Annotated in this window: 18 protein-coding genes and 1 riboswitch; of the genes, 7 read left to right on the forward strand and 11 right to left on the reverse strand. The window is 67.0% G+C overall.

What is annotated here, in order from left to right:
• Positions 1-119 precede the first annotated feature (119 nt).
• Positions 120-255: riboswitch (cobalamin riboswitch) on the forward strand.
• A gap of 134 nt (positions 256-389) precedes the next feature.
• From DIZ26_RS02280 to DIZ26_RS02290, 3 genes are all read left to right on the forward strand, one after another.
• On the forward strand, positions 390-3,212 hold the full coding sequence (locus DIZ26_RS02280) for a ribonucleoside-diphosphate reductase subunit alpha (RefSeq protein WP_112237112.1): 2,823 nt from the start codon (positions 390-392) through the stop codon (positions 3,210-3,212).
• Entirely contained in the window at positions 3,209-4,264 is a 1,056-nt protein-coding gene (locus tag DIZ26_RS02285; RefSeq protein ID WP_198675838.1) for a ribonucleotide-diphosphate reductase subunit beta, read from the forward strand. The genes DIZ26_RS02280 and DIZ26_RS02285 overlap by 4 nt, the downstream gene beginning before the upstream one ends.
• 71 nt (positions 4,265-4,335) lie before the next feature.
• Entirely contained in the window at positions 4,336-5,796 is a 1,461-nt protein-coding gene (locus DIZ26_RS02290; RefSeq protein WP_112237116.1) for an outer membrane protein assembly factor BamB family protein, read from the forward strand.
• Between the two features lie 9 nt (positions 5,797-5,805).
• On the opposite strand, the gene DIZ26_RS02295 is transcribed toward DIZ26_RS02290, so the two are convergent.
• Genes DIZ26_RS02295 through DIZ26_RS02310 form a run of 4 tightly spaced genes read right to left on the reverse strand, consistent with a single transcriptional unit; the run spans position 5,806 to position 10,207 of the window.
• A complete protein-coding gene (locus DIZ26_RS02295) occupies positions 5,806-6,972 on the reverse strand; it encodes an ROK family transcriptional regulator (RefSeq protein WP_112237118.1) in 1,167 nt (388 codons plus the stop codon).
• A complete protein-coding gene (locus tag DIZ26_RS02300) occupies positions 6,953-7,819 on the reverse strand; it encodes a carbohydrate ABC transporter permease (RefSeq protein ID WP_198675839.1) in 867 nt (288 codons plus the stop codon). Before DIZ26_RS02300 ends, DIZ26_RS02295 begins: the two co-directional genes overlap by 20 nt.
• The gene (locus DIZ26_RS02305) at positions 7,816-8,799 is read right to left on the reverse strand and encodes a carbohydrate ABC transporter permease (RefSeq protein ID WP_232828093.1); all 984 of its coding nucleotides are present in this window, start codon (positions 8,797-8,799) and stop codon (positions 7,816-7,818) included. Before DIZ26_RS02305 ends, DIZ26_RS02300 begins: the two co-directional genes overlap by 4 nt.
• 16 nt (positions 8,800-8,815) lie before the next feature.
• Positions 8,816-10,207 (reverse strand): ABC transporter substrate-binding protein, encoded by a 1,392-nt coding sequence (locus DIZ26_RS02310; protein ID WP_112237122.1) that lies wholly within the window; start codon positions 10,205-10,207, stop codon positions 8,816-8,818.
• Between the two features lie 108 nt (positions 10,208-10,315).
• Here DIZ26_RS02310 and DIZ26_RS02315 point away from each other — a divergent pair, with 108 nt between their 5' ends.
• From DIZ26_RS02315 to DIZ26_RS02325, 3 genes are read left to right on the forward strand one after another with little or no spacing between them, the layout of a single operon-like run.
• Positions 10,316-11,335 carry a zinc-binding dehydrogenase gene (locus DIZ26_RS02315; RefSeq protein WP_112237124.1) on the forward strand — a complete coding sequence of 340 codons (1,020 nt, stop codon included), beginning with the start codon at positions 10,316-10,318 and terminating at the stop codon, positions 11,333-11,335.
• Positions 11,335-12,129 carry a sugar phosphate isomerase/epimerase family protein gene (locus DIZ26_RS02320; RefSeq protein ID WP_198675840.1) on the forward strand — a complete coding sequence of 265 codons (795 nt, stop codon included), beginning with the start codon at positions 11,335-11,337 and terminating at the stop codon, positions 12,127-12,129. The genes DIZ26_RS02315 and DIZ26_RS02320 overlap by 1 nt, the downstream gene beginning before the upstream one ends.
• A complete protein-coding gene (locus DIZ26_RS02325; protein ID WP_112237127.1) occupies positions 12,126-13,376 on the forward strand; it encodes an MGH1-like glycoside hydrolase domain-containing protein in 1,251 nt (416 codons plus the stop codon). The genes DIZ26_RS02320 and DIZ26_RS02325 overlap by 4 nt, the downstream gene beginning before the upstream one ends.
• Here DIZ26_RS02325 and DIZ26_RS02330 read toward each other — a convergent pair.
• The 5 genes from DIZ26_RS02330 to DIZ26_RS37725 form a co-directional block, all read right to left on the reverse strand.
• The gene (locus DIZ26_RS02330; RefSeq protein ID WP_232828094.1) at positions 13,363-13,635 is read right to left on the reverse strand and encodes a hypothetical protein; all 273 of its coding nucleotides are present in this window, start codon (positions 13,633-13,635) and stop codon (positions 13,363-13,365) included. The genes DIZ26_RS02325 and DIZ26_RS02330 overlap by 14 nt on opposite strands.
• Positions 13,632-15,230, reverse strand: a complete 1,599-nt coding sequence (gene cimA / locus DIZ26_RS02335; RefSeq protein ID WP_112237129.1) for a citramalate synthase — start codon at positions 15,228-15,230, stop codon at positions 13,632-13,634. Before cimA ends, DIZ26_RS02330 begins: the two co-directional genes overlap by 4 nt.
• A 320-nt stretch (positions 15,231-15,550) precedes the next feature.
• Complete coding sequence (locus tag DIZ26_RS02340; protein ID WP_112237131.1) at positions 15,551-16,642, reverse strand: branched-chain amino acid aminotransferase; 1,092 nt, start codon at positions 16,640-16,642, stop codon at positions 15,551-15,553.
• A gap of 126 nt (positions 16,643-16,768) precedes the next feature.
• On the reverse strand, positions 16,769-17,818 hold the full coding sequence (locus DIZ26_RS02345) for a 3-isopropylmalate dehydrogenase (RefSeq protein ID WP_112237133.1): 1,050 nt from the start codon (positions 17,816-17,818) through the stop codon (positions 16,769-16,771).
• A complete protein-coding gene (locus tag DIZ26_RS37725) occupies positions 17,815-17,967 on the reverse strand; it encodes a hypothetical protein (protein WP_020392829.1) in 153 nt (50 codons plus the stop codon). Before DIZ26_RS37725 ends, DIZ26_RS02345 begins: the two co-directional genes overlap by 4 nt.
• A 259-nt stretch (positions 17,968-18,226) precedes the next feature.
• Here DIZ26_RS37725 and DIZ26_RS02350 point away from each other — a divergent pair, with 259 nt between their 5' ends.
• Positions 18,227-18,793 carry an O-methyltransferase gene (locus DIZ26_RS02350; RefSeq protein ID WP_232828095.1) on the forward strand — a complete coding sequence of 189 codons (567 nt, stop codon included), beginning with the start codon at positions 18,227-18,229 and terminating at the stop codon, positions 18,791-18,793.
• A 424-nt stretch (positions 18,794-19,217) separates the two neighbouring features.
• On the opposite strand, the gene DIZ26_RS02355 is transcribed toward DIZ26_RS02350, so the two are convergent.
• Together DIZ26_RS02355 and DIZ26_RS02360 are read right to left on the reverse strand one after the other, a co-directional pair.
• Positions 19,218-19,946, reverse strand: coding sequence for an NYN domain-containing protein (locus tag DIZ26_RS02355; protein WP_112237137.1), 729 nt, complete (start codon positions 19,944-19,946; stop codon positions 19,218-19,220).
• 6 nt (positions 19,947-19,952) lie between these two features.
• Complete coding sequence (locus DIZ26_RS02360) at positions 19,953-20,690, reverse strand: DUF5343 domain-containing protein (RefSeq protein WP_112237139.1); 738 nt, start codon at positions 20,688-20,690, stop codon at positions 19,953-19,955.
• Positions 20,691-20,796: the final 106 nt, after the last annotated feature.

The raw sequence follows: 20,796 nt of genomic DNA on the forward strand, positions 1-20,796 counted from the left end.
GACGACCGCCGCGCCGGCGGCTCGCAGAAGTGGGTCGGAGCCGTCGGGTCCAGCTTGACATCGGACCAGCAGAAGATTCAGCAACACAACATGTGCGACACGCGGCGCGTCGTGACACTAGATGTAGGGGTTGCGGGGTTAGTGTCTTCCTACTGGTCGACAGGGGAATCCGGTGGAAATCCGGAGCTGCCCCGCAGCGGTAAGCGGGGAACGTGTTCCGTGAGCCCGAATACCTGTCGCCGGGGCGTACACCGCCGGTGTGCGCTGTCCGAGGCCTCGAGGGCGGGCCGCAGGGCGTGACGGAGCCGCTTCGGTGGCGGTCCCTGTCTCGTCGTGCGCGCAACTCCCCAGGTCCCGGTCGTCAAGAGACTCGCGTGGAGAGAGCGCTTGTGACCATCGTTTCGTCATCTCAACCAATCACCGGACAGGCACCGCACCACCTCACCGTCGTACGGCGGGACGGGAGCAGCGCCGCGTTCGACCCGACCAAGATCTCGTTCGCCCTGAGCAAGGCCTTCCTCGCCGTCGAGGGCCCTGAGGCCGGCAGCAGCCATCGGGTTCGTGACCTGGTCGCCGACCTGACCGACCGCGTCGTCGCCGCCTTGACCAGCCGCGGTGACGCGCGGCGCAGCGTGCAGGTCGAGGACATCCAGGACCAGGTCGAGCTGGCCCTGATGCGGGCCGGCGAGCACCAGGTCGCCCGCGCCTACGTGCTCTACCGCGAGGAGCGCACCAAGGCCCGCACACCGGACACTGCCGCAGAAATCAACACCCAGCCCGTCATCAACGTGCGCGCCGCCGACGGCAGCACCACGCCCCTCGATGTCGACCGCCTGCGCGTGATCGTCGCGGAGGCGGCGGCAGGGCTCGAGTCGGTCGACGCCGAGCTGATCCTGAACGAGACGCTCGGGTCCTGCTACGACGGCATTGCCCAGCACGAGGTCGAGCTCGCCCTCGTGATGGCGGCCCGTGGCTACGTGGAGACCGAACCGGAGTACAGCTTCGCCGCGGCTCGGCTGCTGCTCGACCAGATCCGCCGGGAGACGCTCGGCCGCGTGCACGGTGAGTCGCGGCAGGCGAGTCAGGCCGACATGGCCACGGCGTACGTCGACTACTTCCCGCTCTACATCCGGACGGGCATCGACGCCGGCCTGCTCGACCCGGAGCTGGCCACCTTCGACCTGACCAGGCTGGCCGCGGCGATCAAGCCGGAGCGCGACCTCGACTTCGCGTTCCTCGGCCTGCAGACCCTCTACGACCGCTACCTGCTGCACATCGACAAGACGAGGTTCGAACTTCCCCAGGCGTTCTTCCTCCGCGTCGCGATGGGGATCGCGCTGAAGGAAGACAACCGCGAGGACCGCGCGATCGAGTTCTACGAGCTGCTCAGCTCGTTCCGGTTCATGTCGTCCACGCCCACCCTGTTCAACTCCGGTACGACGCGGCCGCAACTGTCCTCGTGCTTCCTGACCACCGTCGAGGACGACCTGGCCGGCATCTTTTCCGGCATCCGCAACAACGCGCTGCTCGCGAAGTACTCCGGCGGGCTCGGCAACGACTGGACTCCGGTGCGCGGGATCGGCGCCAAGATCCGCGGCACCAACGGTGAGTCGCAGGGCGTCGTACCGTTCCTGAAGATCGCCAACGACACGGCGGTCGCGGTCAACCAGGGCGGTAAGCGCAAGGGCGCCGTCTGCGCGTACCTCGAGACGTGGCACATGGACATCGAGGAGTTCCTCGATCTCCGCAAGAACACCGGCGACGAGCGCCGCCGTACGCACGACATGAATACGGCGAACTGGGTGCCCGACCTGTTCCTGCAGCGGGTCGAGGCCGGCGGCGACTGGACCCTCTTCTCCCCTGACGAGGTGCCGGACCTGCATGATCTGTACGGCGCAGCCTTCGCCACGGCGTACGAGAACTACGAGCAGGCGGCCGATCGTGGTGAGATCCGGGTGTTCCGTCGCGTCAAGGCGGTCGATCTCTGGCGCCGGATGCTGACCGTTCTGTTCGAGACCGGTCACCCGTGGATCACCTTCAAGGACGCCTGCAACCTGCGGTCACCGCAGCAACACGACGGCGTGGTCCATTCGTCGAACCTGTGCACCGAGATCACGCTGAACACCACCGTCGACGAGACCGCGGTCTGCAACCTCGGCTCGGTCAACCTGGTCGCGCACCTGACCGACACCGGGCTGGACGCCGACCTGCTCCGCGACACCGTGAAGACGGCCGTCCGGATGCTCGACAACGTGATCGACGTGAACTTCTACACCACGCCGGAATCCGAGCGCGCGAACCAGCGGCACCGCCCGGTCGGCCTCGGCCTGATGGGGTTCGCCGACGCGCTCTTCGCGCTCCGCATCCCCTACAGCTCGGACGCCGCGGTCGAGTTCGCCGACCGTTCGATGGAGCAGATCAGCTACCACGCGATCGAGGCGTCCACCGACCTCGCCGCGGAGCGCGGCCGGTACCAGACGTACGACGGATCGCTGTGGAGCCAGGGCATCCTCCCGATCGACTCGATCGAACTGCTCCGCGAGGCACGCAACGGCGACCTGACCGTTGACACCGGCAAGCAACTCGACTGGGACGTACTCCGGGCGAAGGTGCTCCGCGACGGCATGCGCAACTCCAACGTGCTGGCGATCGCACCGACCGCGACGATCTCCAACATCTGCGGCGTGAGCCAGTCGATCGAGCCGATCTACCGCAACCTGTTCGTCAAGTCGAACATGTCGGGCGAATTCACCGTCGCCAACCCGTACCTGGTCGCCGACCTCAAGGCGCGCGGGCTGTGGGACCAGGTGATGGTGTCGGACCTGAAGTACCACGACGGCATCCTCGCCCAGATCGACCGGATCCCCGCCGACCTGCGGGAGCTGTACGCGACGGCCTTCGAGCTGGACCCGCTGTGGCTGATCAAGGCCGCCTCGCGTCGGCAGAAGTGGCTAGATCAGGCCCAGTCGCTCAACCTCTACATGTCGGCTCCGTCCGGCAAGGCACTCGACGAGCTTTACCGCTCCGCCTGGCGCTACGGGCTGAAGACGACGTACTACCTGCGATCACAGTCGGCCACGCACGTTGAGAAGTCCACCCTGCAAGGCACGGACGGCCGGCTCAACGCCGTACCGGTCACCGGCCTTCAGCTCCCCGTGCCGACCGGTGCCGCCTGCTCCATCGAGGACCCCGATTGCGAGGCCTGCCAGTGACCACCACCGGACTGGGTGAGATCACCCTCGGCGCGGCTCGGGTCGAGGTCGCCGACAAGGCGATGATCAACGCCCGCGCGGACGTGAACCAGTTGCTGCCGTTGAAGTACCAATGGGCCTGGGACAAATACCTTGCCGGGTGCAACAACCACTGGATGCCGACCGAGGTCTCGATGCAGGCCGACATCGCGTTGTGGAAGTCGCGCGACGGCCTGACCGACGACGAGCGCCTCATGCTGAAGCGCAACCTCGGCTTCTTCGCGACCGCCGAGTCGCTGGTCGCGAACAACATCGTCCTTGCCGTCTACCGCCAGCTCACCAACCCCGAATGCCGCCAGTACCTGCTGCGCCAGGCGTTCGAGGAGGCGGTGCACACGCACACCTTCCAGTACATCTGCACGTCGCTCGGTCTCGACGAGGGCGAGCTGTTCAACATGTACCGCGAGGTGCCGTCGATCTCCGACAAGGACGCCTGGGCGCTGAAGTACACCCAGCATCTGGAGGATCCCGAGTTCAGGACCGGTACGCCGGAAGCCGACACCGACTTCCTCCGCGACCTGATCGCGTTCTACGTGGTCTTCGAGGGGATGTGGTTCTACACCGGGTTCGCGCAGATCCTGTCGCTCGGCCGGCGGAACAAGATGGTCGGGATCGCCGAGCAGTACCAGTACATCCTGCGTGACGAGTCGATCCACCTGAACTTCGGGATCGACTGCATCAACCAGATCAAACTGGAGAACCCGCACCTGTGGACCGCGAAGTTCCAGGCCGAGGTGCGGCAGATGCTCACCGAGGCGTGCGAACTGGAAGTTGCCTACGGCAAGGCGACGATGCCGAACGGCATGCTCGGCCTGACCGCCGAACTGTGCGAGCAGTACATGCACTTCGTCACCGACCGCCGCGCCGAGCAGATCGGCCTGGCGCCGATCTTCGGCGAGACACGCAACCCGTTCGGCTGGATGTCGGAGGTGATGGACCTCAAGAAGGAGAAGAACTTCTTCGAGACCCGCGTGATCGAATACCAGTCCGGCGGCACCCTCAGCTGGGACTGATCCCTTAAAGTGCTTGCGCAGGGCCCCGTCCAGGGCTCTGCGCAAGCAGGCTGCCGACCCGAGGAACCCTGATGCCCGACACCGCCCCCGGTCGCGACACCGAACTGGACGAGGAGATCGCCAAGGGACGACGCCAACGAGTACGCCGCAGAACCGTCGTGGCGCTCGTCGTCCTCGCGGTTGCCGTCGTTCTCGGCGTACTGACCGTTGCGCTCGACTTGGGGTGGGTCGTCTGGAGGCTGAGCCTGGGGCTCGCTGCCATCGCGCTCGTCGTGGCGTCCTTGCGCCTCGGGCGGCTCCAACGCGTCGCGGCCGTGGTTACCGCCGTGGCGCTGGTTGCCGCCGGCGTTCTGCTCGTCCGGATCCCGCCGATCGCACAGCCGGGCTGGACGGTCGGCGAGCGCATCCGTCTGGTCGCGGCGGCCGGCGACGTCGCGGTCACGCTCGATCCGAGCACCGGCAGGCTGGAGGGTCACAAGCGCTCGAACGGCGACGAAGTGTGGAAGAGCGAATCGTTCGGGCTCAGCAACGTGACGACGCAGCCGCTCGGAGCGTCCCTGCTCGTGTACTCCGAGTACGACGGGCAGCCTGGCCGAGCGGCCGTCGTGTCGATCGCTGATGGCAAGACCATCTGGAAGCAGGAGGTCGGGGAACAGACTCCGTTCACCGCCACCGACGACGTGGCCGTCTTCGCGAGCGACACGACGACGACCGGGCTCGATCTTCGAACCGGCACGAAGCTCTGGTCGTATCCGGGTGGAGCGACCGGTGGCTCGGGCGGCCGGAGTTCGTACGAACCGCGGCGCTGGATGCCGCAGTCGCACTGGATCGCCGTGACCTCTCCGAAGTCGAAAGGGGTGCCCACTGCCGTGCTCGACGTTCGCACCGGGCGGCCGGCGGCCGCAGTACATGCCGCTGGCAACGACTTCGTCATCGTCGGCTCGATGTTCGTCGAGTTCGGCTACGACCAGCGGGAGAATCGCACCGCACAAGGAATCCCACTGGCGGGTGGGAAGCCCTGGTCGGTGAAGTTCCGTCGCGCGACCGTCCAGGAAACACTCGATGTCGTCGACGGCAAGGCGCGCGCTTTGTACAGCGACCGAACCGTCCTGATCACGCCCGAAACCGGCGCTGTGCAGGAGGTACAGATCAAGGACGACTGGTCGATCGCCTGGTTCGCCGGCCGGATCGGCGGACGGTACGCCGTGGTCGAACAACGCGATACCGATCACCAGGTCACCGCGCAGGGCGTGACCGACACGACCACCGGCGACATCGTGAAACTCCCAGGACACGGCCGACCAGCCGACCTCGAGATGCCGGCGGTCGAGGCAGACAAGGCCTTCCTGCACACCAGCGTCGTCGACGCGGTGGGCGGCGACGCCGACCGCTACACAGTGGTCGAGGACGGCACAGCCGAAGTCGTCGCCACACTCCCCGACGACATCCCGGGCTCCGCCGACGAACACTTCAACACCACCGGCGACCTGATCCAGGTCAACCAGCGCATCATCCCGCTTCCGACCGACTGAAGGACAGCCTCAGAGCCGGGCGTCGACGCCGGCCGGGGAGTAGACCTCGTCGACTACCAGGCGGCCGATGCCTTGCAAGGCGGCGCGATCCGCGAGCCGGCCCGTCACCACGTCGAGGTGGCGGGTCGCTCGTGGCAGGGTGGTCTGGTAGAGCACCTCGTGCACCCCGGCGACGAAGTGGTGGTCGGCCAGGTCGCCCGCGATCATCAGGACGCCGGGGTTCAGCACGCTGACCACTGTCGCCAGCACCTCGCCGACTCGCCGGCCGGCTTCGCGGGCCAGTCGCAAGGCATCAGGCTGCCCAGCGGCGATCAGTTCACGAACGTCGGTGCCGGAACGGGCAGTCACCCCTAGATCCGACAAGGCGCCGGCGAGCGCACCACCGCTCGCCACCGCGGCCAGGCAACCGAGCGAGCCACACTGACACTTCGCATCACCCGCGTCCCGGACGCGGATGTGCCCGATGTCGCCTGCTCCCCCGTCGATCCCGCGGAACACCGAGCCGTCGATCACCACCCCGGCGCCGATCCCGGTGGAGACCTTGACCAGCACGAAGGCCGGGCAGTCCGGATACCCGGCCGCCTGCTCGCCGAGCGCCATCGCGTTCGCATCGTTGTCGACGAACACCGGTACGTCGAACCGCCGGCCGAGCCGCTCCCGGATCGGGTACTCGTCCCAGCCGGGCATGATCGGCGGCCGGATCACCAACCCGGTGTCGAACTCCACCGGCCCGGGCACCGACAGACCGATCCCGGCCACCTCGTCCGCCGTACGGCCCACCTCATCGAGCAACGCGGTGAACCAGTCCGCGATCGTGTCCAGCACGATCTCAGGCCCGTCGGCCACGACGAGTTCGCCGGACTTCTCCGCGAGTACCTCGCCGGCCAGGTCGAGCACCGCCGCGCGCGCGTGCCGGGTGTCCAGATCGGCCGCGAGAACGAGTGCGTGGTCGGCGGCGAACCGCAGTACGGTCGGGGGTCGGCCGCCGGTCGAGGCGGTGGATCCCGCCTCGATCAGCCAGCCGTTCCGCAACAACGCTTCCAGGCGCAGGCCCAGAGTCGAACGGGACAGCCCGGTCAGCTGCTGCAGTTCGCCCCGGGTGCCGGCGGCGCCGGTCCGGACGAGGTGCAGCAACTGTCCGGCCGAGGTCGCCCCGTCAGCTCTTGTCTGCCCCACTCGTCAATCCTTCCGTCAGCATGCGCTCCGCGCCGTAGAACATGAGTACCACTGGCAGCGTCAGAACCACGGATCCTGCCATCAGCACGGTCTTCGGCACCTCGACCCCGTTCGACAGTTGCTGCAGTCCCAGCGACACCGTCCAGTGCGACGGCTCCGCGGCCAGGAAGAGCAGTGCGAACAGGAACTCGTTCCACGCGATCATGAAAACGTACAGCCCGGTCGCCATCACCGACGGCGCCGCCAGCGGCAGCACCACCCGCCGGACGATCTGGTACCGCGAACAGCCGTCCAGCGCGGCAGCCTCCTCGATACTGATCGGCACCGTGGTGAAGTAGCTGCGCAACATGTAGATCGCGACCGGCACCGTCTGGGCGATATAGACGATGATCAGCCCGACCAGACTCCCTTGCAGGCCTGCCTTCGCAAACATCACGAACAGCGGTACCGCGAGCAGCGTCGGCGGGAACAGGTAGACCCCGAGGAAGAGCGCGCTGACCTTCCGCTGCCCGGTGAACCGCAACCGGCTGACGGCGTACGCGCCCGGAATCGCCACCAGCAAGGTGAGGATCACGGCACCGATCGAGACCAGCGCGGAGTTGCGCAGCATCAGCAGGAAACCTTGGCCGCCGTTCTCGACCGAGGTCAGCACCGACCGGTAGGAGTCGACGGTGAACTCGCTGGCCGACACCCAGATCCGGCCCGGGTCGAGGAGCAGATCGTCGATCGGCTTCACCGACAGCAGCAGCATGTAATAGAAGGGGAAGAGCGTCGCCACCACCAGGCCGGCGATCACCACCCAGCGCATGATGCCGAAGAACTTGTCCTGGAACGCGGCCCTGGTCACGACTGCTCCTCCTGCACCCGACGGCCGAAGAACTTGAAGTAGAGGCCGAGCAGCACGATCAGCACCACGGCCAGTACGACGGCCTGCGCCGAGGCGAGCCCGACATCGAAGCGGGCGGTCAGGAACCGGTAGACCCGTACTGCGACCACGTCCGTCCCCGCCCCTCCCCCGGTCAACAGGTAGACGTCGTCGAACTTGTTGAAGGTCATGATGAAGCGCAGCACCGTGAGCAAGGCGATCACCGGCAGCAACTGCGGCAGCAGGATGAAGCGGAAGCGCTGCCACGGCGTCGTACCGTCGACCACTGCGGCTTCCTCCAGTACGGCGGGTACCGCTTGCAGCCGGGCCAGCAGGAACAAGAAGGCGAACGGGAAGTACCGCCAGGTCTCGAACGCGATCACGGTGAACAGCGCCATCGGGACCGGGACGCCGGCCACGTCGTACGAGCGCTGGGTCAGGAACGCGATCGGGCGGTCCCAGCCGAACACGTTCATCCCCCAGTGGTTCACCACGCCGAGGTCGGGGCTGAGCAGCACCTGCCAGACGAAGGCGACGGCCACCACCGGCGCGACGTACGGGAGCAGCATTGCGCCACGTACCAGGGCGCGGCCGCGGAACGGCTTGCGCAGTGCCAGCGCGGCGATGAGCCCGACCACGATCGAGCCGAGCGTGGAGCCGACGGTGTAGACGACGGTCGTCCACAGCGAGGACCAGAACCCGGGCGAGCTGAAGACCCGCTGGAGGTTGTGCAGTGTCCAGTGGCCGAACAGGCCCTGGCTCTGGATGTCGACCAGCCGGACGTTCTGGAAGGCGAGCACGATCGTCCAGAGGATCGGCAGCACGACGACTACCAGCACGATCACGAAGGTCGGCGAGACCAGCACCAGTCCGGCCCGGTTCTCCTGTCCGCGCAGGGTGCTCTTCGCCCTGGCTGCTCGCTGCGTGGGCTCCGGCTCGGTGTCCGGGGGTCGTTGCGTCATTGTTGTCATTTCCGCCTCACCCGAGGGAATCCTGAATCGAGGCGACGTCGGCGGTCGCCTGTTCGGCGGCCTTGTCGGCGTCGACCTGGCCACTGGCCAGCGCACTGATGGCCTTCGGCACCGGCAGCTCACCGAGGGTGGCGCCCACCAGCGCGCCCTGCCCCTGCGTGATACCCCAGCGCTGCATCTTGCCGAGCCCGTCGCGCAACTCGGCGATCACCGGCGCGGGGTAGATGGCCGCGAGCGGCTTGCGGGTGTCCACCCCGATGTCGTCCTTGTCCCAGGCCAGCTCGAACTTGTCCGGGTCCGACGCGGTGCCGGGCCGGACCGGGAACTTGCCCTCGGCAGCCATCCCGAACCACTGCTCGTAGCCCTGGTCCATCAGGTATTCGACGAATCGCTCGGTCGGGTCGGCCTTCGCGGTCTTCATCACCGTCCAGCTACCCACCTCACCGAACTGCGCGGGCGCCTTGCCGTCCGGACCCTGGACGGCGGTGACAACGCCTGTATTGCGGGCCAGCCAGCCCTTGTCCTTCGCGCACTGTTCGCAACTCGGCAGCGCGTCGTCCCGCAACCCGGCGAGCTCGTCCAGCAGGAACGAGGACCAGACCACCATCGCGGACTTGCCCGCGAAGTACGTCGCACGGGTCGAGTCGACGGTCTGGGTCCCGGCCGCGGAGTACTTCGTGGCCAGGTCGCCGTAGAACTTGAAGCTGTCCTTGCAGGCCGGACTGTCGAGCGCAACCTTGCCCTGGGCATCGACCAGCTCGCACCCGTTGGCCAGCGCGAGGTGCTCGAAGCTCTGCTGGGTGAACGGGTCGGACGGATCCGTCGCCAGCGAGATCCCCTCGACGCCACCTTTGTTCAGAGTCTGGGCTGCCTTCTCGATCGCCTCGTACGTCGTCGGCGCGGGTAGGCCGGCCGCGGCGAAGAGGTCCTTGCGGTAGAAGAGCAACTGGGTCCAGCCGTCGGACGGTACGGCGAGCTGCTGATCGCCGTTGCGGGTCAGCTCGAGCGCCCGCGGGTTGAAGGTCTTCTCGCCCAGCTCGTCGACGACCTTCTTGGCGGCCTCGGGATTGAGCAGGCCGTTGCTGGACATCTGTTGGACAGCCGCGAGCGGTACGCCGCCGATCACGTCGGGCAGCTTCCCGGCAGCCGCGGCCGCCATCACCAATTGCGGAAGCTGCGGCTCGTCGACGCCGACCAGCTTGGCCTGGATCCCGGTGTCGGCGGTGAACTTCTTCAGGATCGCGCGGGTGGTCTCCAGCCTGCCGGAGACGTTCTCGAGGGACCAGACGGTGATGCTGCGCTGGTTACCGCCCTCGGATTCGTTGCCGCAGGACACCAGCAGCCCGGCGGTCAGCAGGAGCGCGCTCGTCGCGGAGAGCGCCCTGACCAAACGTGACATGCATCCTCCTCAGGGACTGACATCACGCATAACATCAGGACTATTGTATTTTGACAAGACCTAAGTTCTGATCTTTCCTGGTACCCAGTCCCCGTTCAGGAGGTTTCCGTGGCCCGCGTCGTCCAGTTCACCGCTCCGCGTCAGGCCGAGGTGGTGGAATTCGAGCCCGAGGCGCTGCCGCCCGGCCATGTCCGGGTCCGGACCGCCTTCTCCGGCATCTCCGCCGGCACCGAGCTGACCGCCTACCGGGGTACCAACCCGTACCTGACCCGCACCTGGGACCCGGACGCCCGGATCTTCCGTGACGCCGAGGCCGGGGTCGCCTTCCCGGTTGTCGGCTGGGGCTACTCCGAGACCGGCGTGGTGACCGAACTCGGCGAAGGTGTCGAGGGGCTCGCGGTCGGCGACGAGGTGTGGGGCATCTGGGGCCACCGGAGCGAGGCGGTCCTCCCGGCCGCCAAGCTGCTCGGCCATCAACTTCCAGCCGGCGTCTCACTCTCGGCCGCTGCCTTCGCCCGGGTCGGCGCGATCGCCTTCAACGCGATCCTCGCCGCCCGGATCAACCTCGGCGAACTCGTCGCCGTCTTCGGCCAAGGCGTCATCGGCCTGTTGGCGACACGGCTGGCGACGCTGAGCGGAGCCCACGTGCTCACCGTCGACGCCGTCGACTCCCGGCGTACCGAGTCGCTTCGCTTCGGCGCCGTCGACTCCTTCGCCCCCGGTACTGCGGCCGAGAAGATCCGGGCTGCCGGTGGTGCCGATACCGCGATCGAGCTCAGCGGGGTGTACGCCGCCCTGCACGAGGCGATCCGGTCTGTCGGCGTGGCCGGGCGAGTGGTTGCCTCGGGCTTCTATCAGGGCGACGGCAACGGCCTTCGGCTCGGCGAGGAGTTCCACCACAACCGGGTCGAACTGGTCAGCTCGCAGATCGGCGGCGTACCGCTCGAACTGGCCGGCCGCTGGTCCGTCGACCGGCTCCAGACCACCTTCCTGAACCTGGTCGGCAGTGGCGCCGTCGAGGTCGAACCGCTGATCAGTCACCGCGTACCGATCGAGGACGCGGCCGACGCCTACACCCTGCTCGACACGCGTCCCGGTGACGCCCTGCAAGTTCTGCTGGAGTTCTGATGAAGATCGCATGCCAAGAGCAACTGTTGCCCGGCGCCACCTTGCAGGAGAAGTGGGCCTTCGCCACCGCCAACGGATACGAGGCGATCGAGCTTCGCGGCAAGGGCGACCTGTCGTTCCGCGACCGCTTGCCCGAGCTGCGCAAGGCGCAGGCCGACGGCGTGGTGATGCCGACCGTCTGCGTCGACATGCTGCACTTCTTCGGGGCCTTCGATCCGGAGCAGCGCGCGGACGCACTGGTGCAGATGAAGTCCCAGCTCTCGGTGATCGCCGAGCTCGGCGGACTCGGCGCGCAGACGCCGGCGTCGTACGGGATGTTCTCCCGGCGGCTGCCTCCGTTCGAGCCGCCGCGGGACGAGGCCGGCGATCGCGAAGTGCTGCTGGACGGCCTGCGGCAGTTGGGCGAGCACGCGGCGGCCGAGGGGGTCGAGCTGTTCCTGGAACCGCTGAACCGGTACGAGGACCACATGGTCAACCGGCTCGAGCAGGCGGTGTCGCTGATCGAGGAGGTCGGTTTGGACTCCGTCCGGATCGGCATCGACAGCTACCACATGAACATCGAGGAAGCGGATCCGTCGGCCGCGATCGTTGCCGCCGCCCCCTATATCGGGCACGTGCAGCTGAGCGACTCCAACCGGCTGCAGCCGGGCGCCGGACATCTCGACTGGGCGGCGTTCCTGGGTGCGCTGGATGCCATCGGGTACGACCGCTTCCTGGCCGTGGAGTGCCGGCTGTCCGGCGATCCAGTGGAAGCCGTCCGCTCGATCCCTGCCGTGGTTCGGCGGTACGTGTGACGGACCGGCAAGCCACCGAAGTCCTGCTCGGCAACTGGACCGGGCATTCCACCGTGCCGTCACATTCGCTGTATCCGCATCAGTGGAGCTGGGACTCCGCGTTCATCGCGATCGGGCTGCGGCATCTGTCGCCACGCCGCGCGCAGATCGAACTGGAGTCCCTGCTCGGCTCCCAGTGGGCCGACGGGCGGATCCCGCACATCAGCTTCTCCCCTTCCGTTGCCCGCGACGCCTATTTTCCCGGCCCGGACTTCTGGCAGGCGATCACCCGCGGCGGCGTCGAGACCTCAGGCATCGTGCAACCGCCGGTCCACGCCCTCGCCGTCTGGCTCACCCACCAGGCCGATCCCGCAGAATCCGTACGGCGGAACTTCCTGGCCCGGGTCTACCCGAAACTCGTTGCCTGGCACGCCTATCTTCGCGACCACCGGGATCTGGGCGGACACGGGCTGGTCGCGATCGTGCATCCGTGGGAATCCGGGATGGACAACAGTCCCGCCTGGGACGAAGCACTCGCCCGGGTCGAGCCGGCGCCGCTCGACTCCTTCACCCGCCGCGATACCGACCACGCCAGCAACGCTGACCGCCCTACTGATCTCGACTACGGCCGTTACGTGCAACTGGCCGCCACCTATCGCGATCACGGCTACGCCGATGCGCGCACACCCTTCGCCTTCGCCCTCGAAGATCCGTGCTTCAACGCCCTCCTGATCGCATCGGAACACGCCCTGGCCTCGATCGCCGCGGAGCTGGCCCTCGATCCCGCACCGCACTTGTCCGCGGCCGCAGAGCTGACCAAGTCGCTGAGCTCGCTGTTCACCGACGGCATCTTCCGCGCCCGCGACCTGAAGACCGGCGAACTGGTTGCCGCCGACACCATCGCCGGCCTGGTGCCGCTCCTGGTCGCAGAGTTGCCCGAGGCAACCGAGTTGCTCGCCACTGCCCAGGGCCCGCGATTCCAGCTGGGTAAGGTCCACCTGGTCCCCAGCTACGACCTCACCGGCCCGGCCTTCGAGCCCGGCCGCTACTGGCGCGGGCCGAGCTGGTTCAACACCGCCTGGCTGATCCATCGGGCCTTGTCCGCCCTCGACCAACCAGCCCTCGCCGAAACCCTCCGGCAGGACTTCCTCACCCTCGCCACCGACACCGACTTCGCCGAATACGTGGACCCCTACACCGGCGAACCCCGAGGCGCCCGCAACTTCAGCTGGACAGCCGCCCTGGCCCTGGACCTCAGCTGTAGCTGACGTCCAGGACGCCGATGATCTTGTCGAGACGGGCAGCCACACGGCCGGCGTCGAAGCCGGCGCCCTCGACGACGATGCGCAGAGTGCAGGTCTCCAGGCAGAGAGTGAGTTCGCGGACGTCGTACGGGTTGAGCTGGACGGCGATCCGGGCGAGCAGGCCGCGGGTTTCGACGACCTTCGCGGTGAAGGTGGTGAGGACGCGGTTCGGTACCACGTACGTCGGCGCGACGTCCGCCGTACGGCTGTCGACCATGGTCATCGGACGACCTCCTTGTGGCGAAGCAGGCCGTAGGTGACGCCGTCGACCAGCGCCTCCCAGGAAGCCTCGACGATGTTGTGCCCGACCCCGACCGTCACCCAGGAACCTTCTCCGTCGGCGGTCTCGATCAGAACTCTGATCACCGCGTCCGTCCCGTGGCCCTGGTCGAGAATGCGGACCTTGTAGTCGCGCAGGTCGAACTTGTTGACGACCGGGTATGCCCGCTCGATCGCGGTGCGCAAGGCGTGGTCGAGCGCGTTCACCGGGCCGTTGCCTTCGCCGGTGACGATCTCGCGGTCGCCGCCGGCGACCAGCTTCACGGTTGCCTCGGAGACGGCCTCGCCATCGGCGCGCGACTCGGTGATCACCCGCCACGACTCGACGTCGAAGAAGCTCGCGCGGGCGCCGCTGACCTCCTCGGTCAGCAGCAGTTCGAACGACGCGTCGGCGGCCTCGAACGTGTACCCGCGCGACTCCATCTCCTTCACCCGGTCCGTCACCCGGCTGACCAGGTCGCGATCGTTGCCCAGATCGAAGCCGAGTTCGCGGCCCTTCAGTTCGACACTCGCCCGGCCGGCCATCTCCGAGACCAGCATCCTCATGTCGTTGCCCACCAGGGCCGGATCCGTGTGCTGGTAGAGATCGGGATCCACCTTGATGGCACTGGCGTGCAGCCCCGCCTTGTGGGCGAAGGCGGACACACCGACGTACGGCTGCCGGGTCGACGGCGGCACGTTCGTCACTTCGGCGATCGCATGCGCGATCCGGTACGACTCGGCCAGCCGGCCGGGCGGCAGGAGTTGCATCCCGCGCTTGAGTTCGAGGTTGGCGACGACCGCGAGCAGGTCCGCGTTGCCGGTGCGTTCGCCGTACCCGTTGATGGTGCCCTGGACGTGCGTGCAGCCCGCCTCGACCGCGGCGATCGAGTTCGCGACCGCACAACCGCCGTCGTTGTGGGCGTGGATGCCGAGCCTGGCACCGGTCGTTTCGAGTACGTCGCGGACGATGTCCTGGAGTTCGCGCGGGAGCGTGCCGCCGTTCGTGTCGCAGAGCGCGACCACGTCGGCGCCGGATTCGGCCGCGACTCGTACTACTTCCAGCGCATACGCCCGGTTGGCGCGGTACCCATCGAAGAAGTGCTCGGTGTCGAGGAAGACCCGCTGACCGTTCTCCCGCAGGTGCTTCACGGTGTCGGCGACCATCCGGAGGTTCTCGTCCAACGTTGTCCGCAAGGCCCGCTCGACATGCGCATCGTGGCTCTTGGCAACCAATGTGACCACGTTGGCGCCGGATTCGCGCAGCGCCGCGACCTGCGGGTCGTCGGCGGCCTGGGACCCCGGCTTGCAGGTCGCGCCGAAGGCAGCGAACGTCGCGTGCCGCAGGTGCAACTCGGTCCGGGCCCGGTCGAAGAACTCGGTGTCCTTCGGTACGGCGCCCGGCCAGCCACCCTCGATGAAGCCCACGCCCAAGTCGTCCAGGTGCTGCGCGATGGCGATCTTGTCCGCGACCGAAAGCGCCAGACCCTCCTGCTGGGCGCCGTCGCGCAGGGTCGTGTCGTAGACGTGGAACTCGTCGGCCGCGGCGGGAGTAGTCACGATGTCGCCTTCCGGTGGGGCTGGACTGCTGTCTGGCTGGTCGCTGCGTCGTTGCAGGAGGCAAACAAAAAACCTCCCGCAGGGTGCGAGAGGTTTGCGCGCTCAGGTACTGCTTGCTGAGCGCGCCTAAAGAATAATGACCTGGTAGATCTTCATAACAATTGGAAGTCTGCCACAGCCCGTTCCGAATGAGCCGAATTGTCTCGGAAAGCGGACATCCAGTACGCCGACCAGTACTGCGGCGCGGCCTTCAGTCCAGAAACGCGACAGCGGCCTCCCCGAAATGCTCGGGGAGGCCGCTGCGTACGTAGTACAGAAGGTCAGCAGACCTTGGTCATCCAGTTGTGTGGGTCTTTGGCGCGACCGTACTGGACGTCGAGGAGGGCAGAACGGACTGCGCCGGTGACGGGGCCGCCGTTGCCGTCGGCGACCTGGACCTCGCCGCCGCGCCATTTCAGCGACGCGACCGGGGTGATCACCGCGGCCGTGCCGCACGCGAACACCTCGCGGATCTTGCCCGAGGCGGCGCCGTCGCGCCACTCGTCGATCGAGATCTTCCGCTCGGCGACGGAGTAGCCGAGGTCGGTGACGAGTTTCAGGATCGAGTCGCGGGTGATGCCCTCGAGGATCGTGCCGGACAGTTCCGGCGTGACGACGGAGTTGTCGTCGAGCACGAAGTACAGGTTCATCCCGCCGAGCTCTTCGATCCACTTCTTCTCGACCGCGTCGAGGAAGGCGACCTGGTCGCAGCCCTGCTCGGTGGCCTCGGCCTGGGCGAGCAGCGACGACGCGTAGTTCCCGCCGGTCTTGGCCGCACCGGTACCACCGGGGGCGGCGCGGGTGTACTCCTCGCTCAGCCAGATCCGGACCGGCTTGACGCCGTTGGCGAAGTACGAGCCGGCCGGCGACGCGATCGCGCAGTACGTGACCAGGGCCGACGGGCGGACGCCGAGGAACGGGTCGGAGCCGAACATGAACGGCCGCAGGTACAGCGAGGTCTCGCCTCCGGCGGGGACCCAGGCCTTGTCGATCTCGACCAGCTTGCGCAGCGAGTCCAGGAACGCGGCCTCGGGGAGTTCCGGCAGCGCGAGCCGGTGCGCGGAGCGGATGAACCGCTGCGCGTTGGCCTCGGGCCGGAACAGGTGGATCGAGTCGTCGGGATGCCGGTAGGCCTTCATCCCCTCGAAGATGGTCTGGGCGTAGTGGAACACCGAGGTCGCCGGAGACAGCTCCAGCGGCCCGAAGGCGGTGATCCTCGCGTCGTGCCAGCCGTTCTCCTTGGTCCAGGTGGCGATCGCCATGTGGTCGGAGAAGTTCTGCCCGAATCCTGGGTTCGCCAGGATCTGGGCGCGCTGGTCGTCGCTGGCCGGTTGGGTGTTTGGCTCAACGGTGAACTGCAGATCGGCGCTCATGCCCGCACCGTACCTCTTGGCCAAGTGGTCAGGCGAGCACACGAGTGCCCGGTCACCCGGGTGCCGCCACCGCGGCTCCGGCGCCCGGCCGCGGCGGCCGGGCGTACGCAGTACGGGGGCATCGAATCACCCGGCCGCGCGCTTGGCGATGGCGTCACCGATCTCCGCGGTGGTCCGCGGGGCGCCGGTGCGCTCCTCGATGTCGGCCGTCACGGCCGCCTCGATCGCGGCCGCCGCCTCGGTCAGCCCGAGGTGGTCGCACAGCAGCGCGGTCGACAGGATCGCCGCGGTCGGGTCGGCCTTCTGCTGACCGGCGATGTCCGGGGCGGAGCCGTGCACCGGCTCGAACATGCTCGGCGCGGTCTTGTCCGGGTTGATGTTGCCGCTCGCGGCCAGCCCGATCCCACCGCTGATCGCGGCGGCCAGGTCGGTGATGATGTCGCCGAACAGGTTGTCGGTGACGATCACGTCGAACCGGGCCGGGTCGTTGACCAGGAAGATCGTCGCCGCGTCCACGTGCAGGTAGTCGACGGTGATCTCGGGGAACTCCTTCGCGACCGCGTCGACGGTCCGCTTCCAGAGGTGGCCGGCGTACACGAGCACGTTGTTCTTGTGCACCAGCGTCAGCTTCTTGCGCGGCCGCGCCTGGGCCCGGGCGAACGCGTCACGCACGACCCGCTCCACGCCGTACGCCGTGTTGACGCTCACCTCGGTGGCGATCTCGGCCGGCGTACCGACGCGGAGGGCGCCGCCGTTGCCGACGTACGGGCCTTCGGTGCCTTCGCGGACGACGACGAAGTCGACCTCACCCGGGTTCGCCAGCGGGGAGCCGACGCTCGGGTACACCTTCGACGGGCGCAGGTTGACGTAGTGGTCGAGGGCGAAGCGGAGCTTGAGCAGCAGGCCACGCTCCAGTACGCCGGAGGGCACCGTCGGGTCGCCGACCGCGCCGAGCAGGATCGCGTCGTGCCGGCGGATCTCCTCGAGCTCGGCGTCAGGCAGGGTCTCCCCGGTCGCGTGCCAGCGCTTCGCGCCGAGGTCGTACTCCGTGCGCTCGAACGTGACGCCGTAGTTCGCGCTGACCGCGTCGAGGACCTTGAGCGCCTCGGCGGTGACCTCGGGTCCGATCCCGTCGCCACCGACGACGGCCAGCTTGAACGACTTTTGCGTGCTCACTTCTTGGGTTCTCCCCCGTTGTCGCGGCGGTTCATGGCCTCTTGGACTGGCTGGGTCTCGGCCTGGCGTGGTGCGGGGCGGCGACGGCGGGCGGCCTTGCGCTCGCGTCCGTCGACGACCTTCCAGTTGGCCGGATACATGTCGTACATGCTGCTCTCCCGTTTGGTCTCGTGCTGGTCACAAACGGCCGACGACTGGCACTACCGGGCGGAAGGTACGCCGAAACCCGCGCCGGGGAGGTCGGCCTCAGCGGACCCCGGCGCGGCAGCGAATAAGGCGTACCACGAACTGCATGATGGGTCCGAAGATACTCTGACGTCCGACTATCTCGCCACAATGCGGGCACTCTGTCCCGGGATGTGAGATGTCGGTGACACCAGTAGACCAATGCTGTGCAACTCTCAACCGGTGAGCGCTCCTCCAGAACTACCGCCGCTGGTTTCAGCGGCCCTCAGCCTGTCCGGCCGGCGCGGATTCGTCAGCGCCACCCGTAACGAGACGGGCCGGCTGCTCGCGACTCTCGCGGCATCGCGGACCGGCACCCTCGGCGAGGTCGGCACCGGCTGCGGCGTCGGCTCGGCCTGGCTGCGCAGCGGAGCCACCGACAACACCAAGATCGTCACCGCGGAGAGCGATCCGCAACTCGCGAAGGTGGTCGCCGAGCTCTTCGCCGAAGACGGCCGCATCGAAGTGCTCTCCGCGGACTGGTCGGCCCTGATCGAACGCGGCCCCTTCTCCTTGCTTTTCGTCGACGCCCGCGAGGCAAAGCTGTCCGCGCGCGACGTGATCGCCGAAGCAGTAGAGCCCGGCGGCTTCGTAGTACTGGACGACTTCACCCCCTCGATGGTCTGGCCCCCCATGTACGAAGGCCGCGTCGACACCCTCCGCCAGGAATGGCTGATGGACAAACGCTTCACGACCGTAGAGGTCATGGTCGCCCCCGACGCCGCAGTCCTCCTCGCCACCAGACGCTGAGCACTACGCCGGAGCACCCGCCCCCGCAGCGGCTCCTCCGTCGCCCCTGCTCCCCACCCCCCAGCTACGGCCTCCTCCGTCGCCCTCCGCTGCCTTGCCGAAGCGAAGCTGGCTGATAGAGAAGAGACGACTCAGACGTCCCGGGATACGGGCTGCACCTGAATAGGCGCACGTTCGGCTCTAAATACGCCTGCATCTCGAATCTCGCGTAGCACGAACTAGCCGCTGCCAAGATCGCGTTCGTCACAGTACATAGCCGAGCGCAGCATTACGGTCAGTTCACCCTCGGTGAGAGCGACGGCTAAGTAGCCTCTGGACAAAACGACATGCCTTGGCTCCTCGGAGCTACGGAATCACCTGACATCGTGAACTGGCCCGCAGAAGACTAGGCGAGGCAGATCGCGGTGTCGCGCCTGCACACGGGCTAGGCCCAGTGGTACGGGCGACTGTAGACCTTGCCCTCTGAGACAACTCGATCGGGCAACTGCGATTGACGAAGCAGGGTCCCACTCAAATGGAAGGCCGCGTCAGCGACCAACCTGAGTTCCTCCGAGAAGCGCTCTGGCGGGAAGATCGAGATCAAGCGCGAGCTTGGCTGCTGCTTCTTCGCCAGACGCAAGGCCGGAGACATATCACTGTCGCCAGTGAGCAGGAGGGCAGTATCGAACGCGTGGCTGTGCGCGTCGTCGAGCAGAGTCACACAGAAGTTGACGTCACTCTCCTTCTCTTCGTATGAGCGCCACGCCCGATTACAGTTCTTGCACGTGATCGTCTTCTCCTGGAATCGTCCGAGGATCACCTCGACGCCGGTCGATCGCAGAGCATTGAGATAGATGGCTTGTCGGCTGGCTGCCTCAGCATCATCCCGTATGCGGGCCGAAAAGTACTTGACTCTCACGAGCCTCTGGTCATCTTTAAGGAGTCGCTGAGACAGCTTCATGAGATCCAACCAGTGGTACTTGCGGCCAAACTTCTCCCGCATCCCGTAGTACAGGTTGAAGCCGTCGATGTAGACCATGGTTCTGCGGGGACGCTTGGCGACTTGAGAGGGCGTGGCGGATCGGCTATCGTCACTGGTATACCCCGCCGATGGCTGGTCCATCGGCTCGACGGCCTCCTTCGGGAGGCCGTTTCTTTTGATGCCCTCTTCCACTTGGGATCACGCCTCACCAGTGTCGGCAGGCGACGCGCCACCGTCGTCGCTTACCGGATAGTCCCATTCCAACACGTTGTCAAACGCCCGCTTGAACATGTCCCGTTCCCGCGAAGTCCATTGCTCGCCGAACTTCGGAAGACGCTCCAACACGCCGCGCAGCGCAGTGCTGAGCCCCTCAACGAGCGGATCAGTTGTCGGCGGTGGCGGTGGCGGGTTCGACAGTTCCTGGTCGATCTTTGTCGTCTTGCCGCTTCCCCCTACACGCCGCGGTCCGCTCGGCGGCGTCTTCCACAATGAGCCAGTGGGGACCCCCGACCACTTAGCCGCTCCGAGGTAGAAGGCGATCGCCTTACGTCGGGTATCCCCCGAGACCCCCCACTTCGCCGTGAAGTACTCCAGCAACTGAGCCTGCGTCTCGTTCGCGGTCGCCTTCTGCTCTAGCCCTGGATATTGCTCGCGTAGCGCTTTTGCCAGCAACCGCTTGCGACCTGACTCGTCCGCCACGACCAAGCTCTTTAGTGCCTCTGTGGGACGACCATCCTCGTGCAAGTAGCCCATCCACCGCAGGCTGGCGATTACCACGGTGGCGTAGCCGCCGGCAGTGCTCTCCAAGTAGCTCTTGTCGATGCGCGCCGGGAAGCCGTCCTCACTTAGACGCTGCCACAAGTTGGAGAGCGTCTTGAACGAGATATATGGAGGTTTGGCCTGCTGGGCCTTGACCTCATCGCCTACATCGGACATCCGCCCTCCTTGGTTGTGTAAATCCTAGGGTAGGACCTGTGTAAACGCAAACCCTGCGCTACAGGATTCTGGCAGATTCTACGGCAAGCGTCTTCCGGCGGAAGGT

The organism is Kribbella monticola, from assembly GCF_003261635.1.
GTDB lineage: Bacteria > Actinomycetota > Actinomycetes > Propionibacteriales > Kribbellaceae > Kribbella > Kribbella monticola.

Bases quoted from the DNA above. Each gene is read 5' to 3' on its own strand.
- DIZ26_RS02290 (WP_112237116.1), top strand. From the start codon at position 4,336: ATGCCCGACACCGCCCCCGGTCGCGACACCGAACTGGACGAGGAGATC.
- DIZ26_RS02305 (WP_232828093.1), bottom strand. From the start codon at position 8,799: ATGACGCAACGACCCCCGGACACCGAGCCGGAGCCCACGCAGCGAGCA.
- DIZ26_RS02310 (WP_112237122.1), bottom strand. From the start codon at position 10,207: ATGTCACGTTTGGTCAGGGCGCTCTCCGCGACGAGCGCGCTCCTGCTG.
- DIZ26_RS02320 (WP_198675840.1), top strand. From the start codon at position 11,335: ATGAAGATCGCATGCCAAGAGCAACTGTTGCCCGGCGCCACCTTGCAG.
- DIZ26_RS02330 (WP_232828094.1), bottom strand. From the start codon at position 13,635: ATGACCATGGTCGACAGCCGTACGGCGGACGTCGCGCCGACGTACGTG.
- DIZ26_RS02340 (WP_112237131.1), bottom strand. From the start codon at position 16,642: ATGAGCGCCGATCTGCAGTTCACCGTTGAGCCAAACACCCAACCGGCC.
- DIZ26_RS37725 (WP_020392829.1), bottom strand. From the start codon at position 17,967: ATGTACGACATGTATCCGGCCAACTGGAAGGTCGTCGACGGACGCGAG.
- DIZ26_RS02360 (WP_112237139.1), bottom strand. From the start codon at position 20,690: ATGTCCGATGTAGGCGATGAGGTCAAGGCCCAGCAGGCCAAACCTCCA.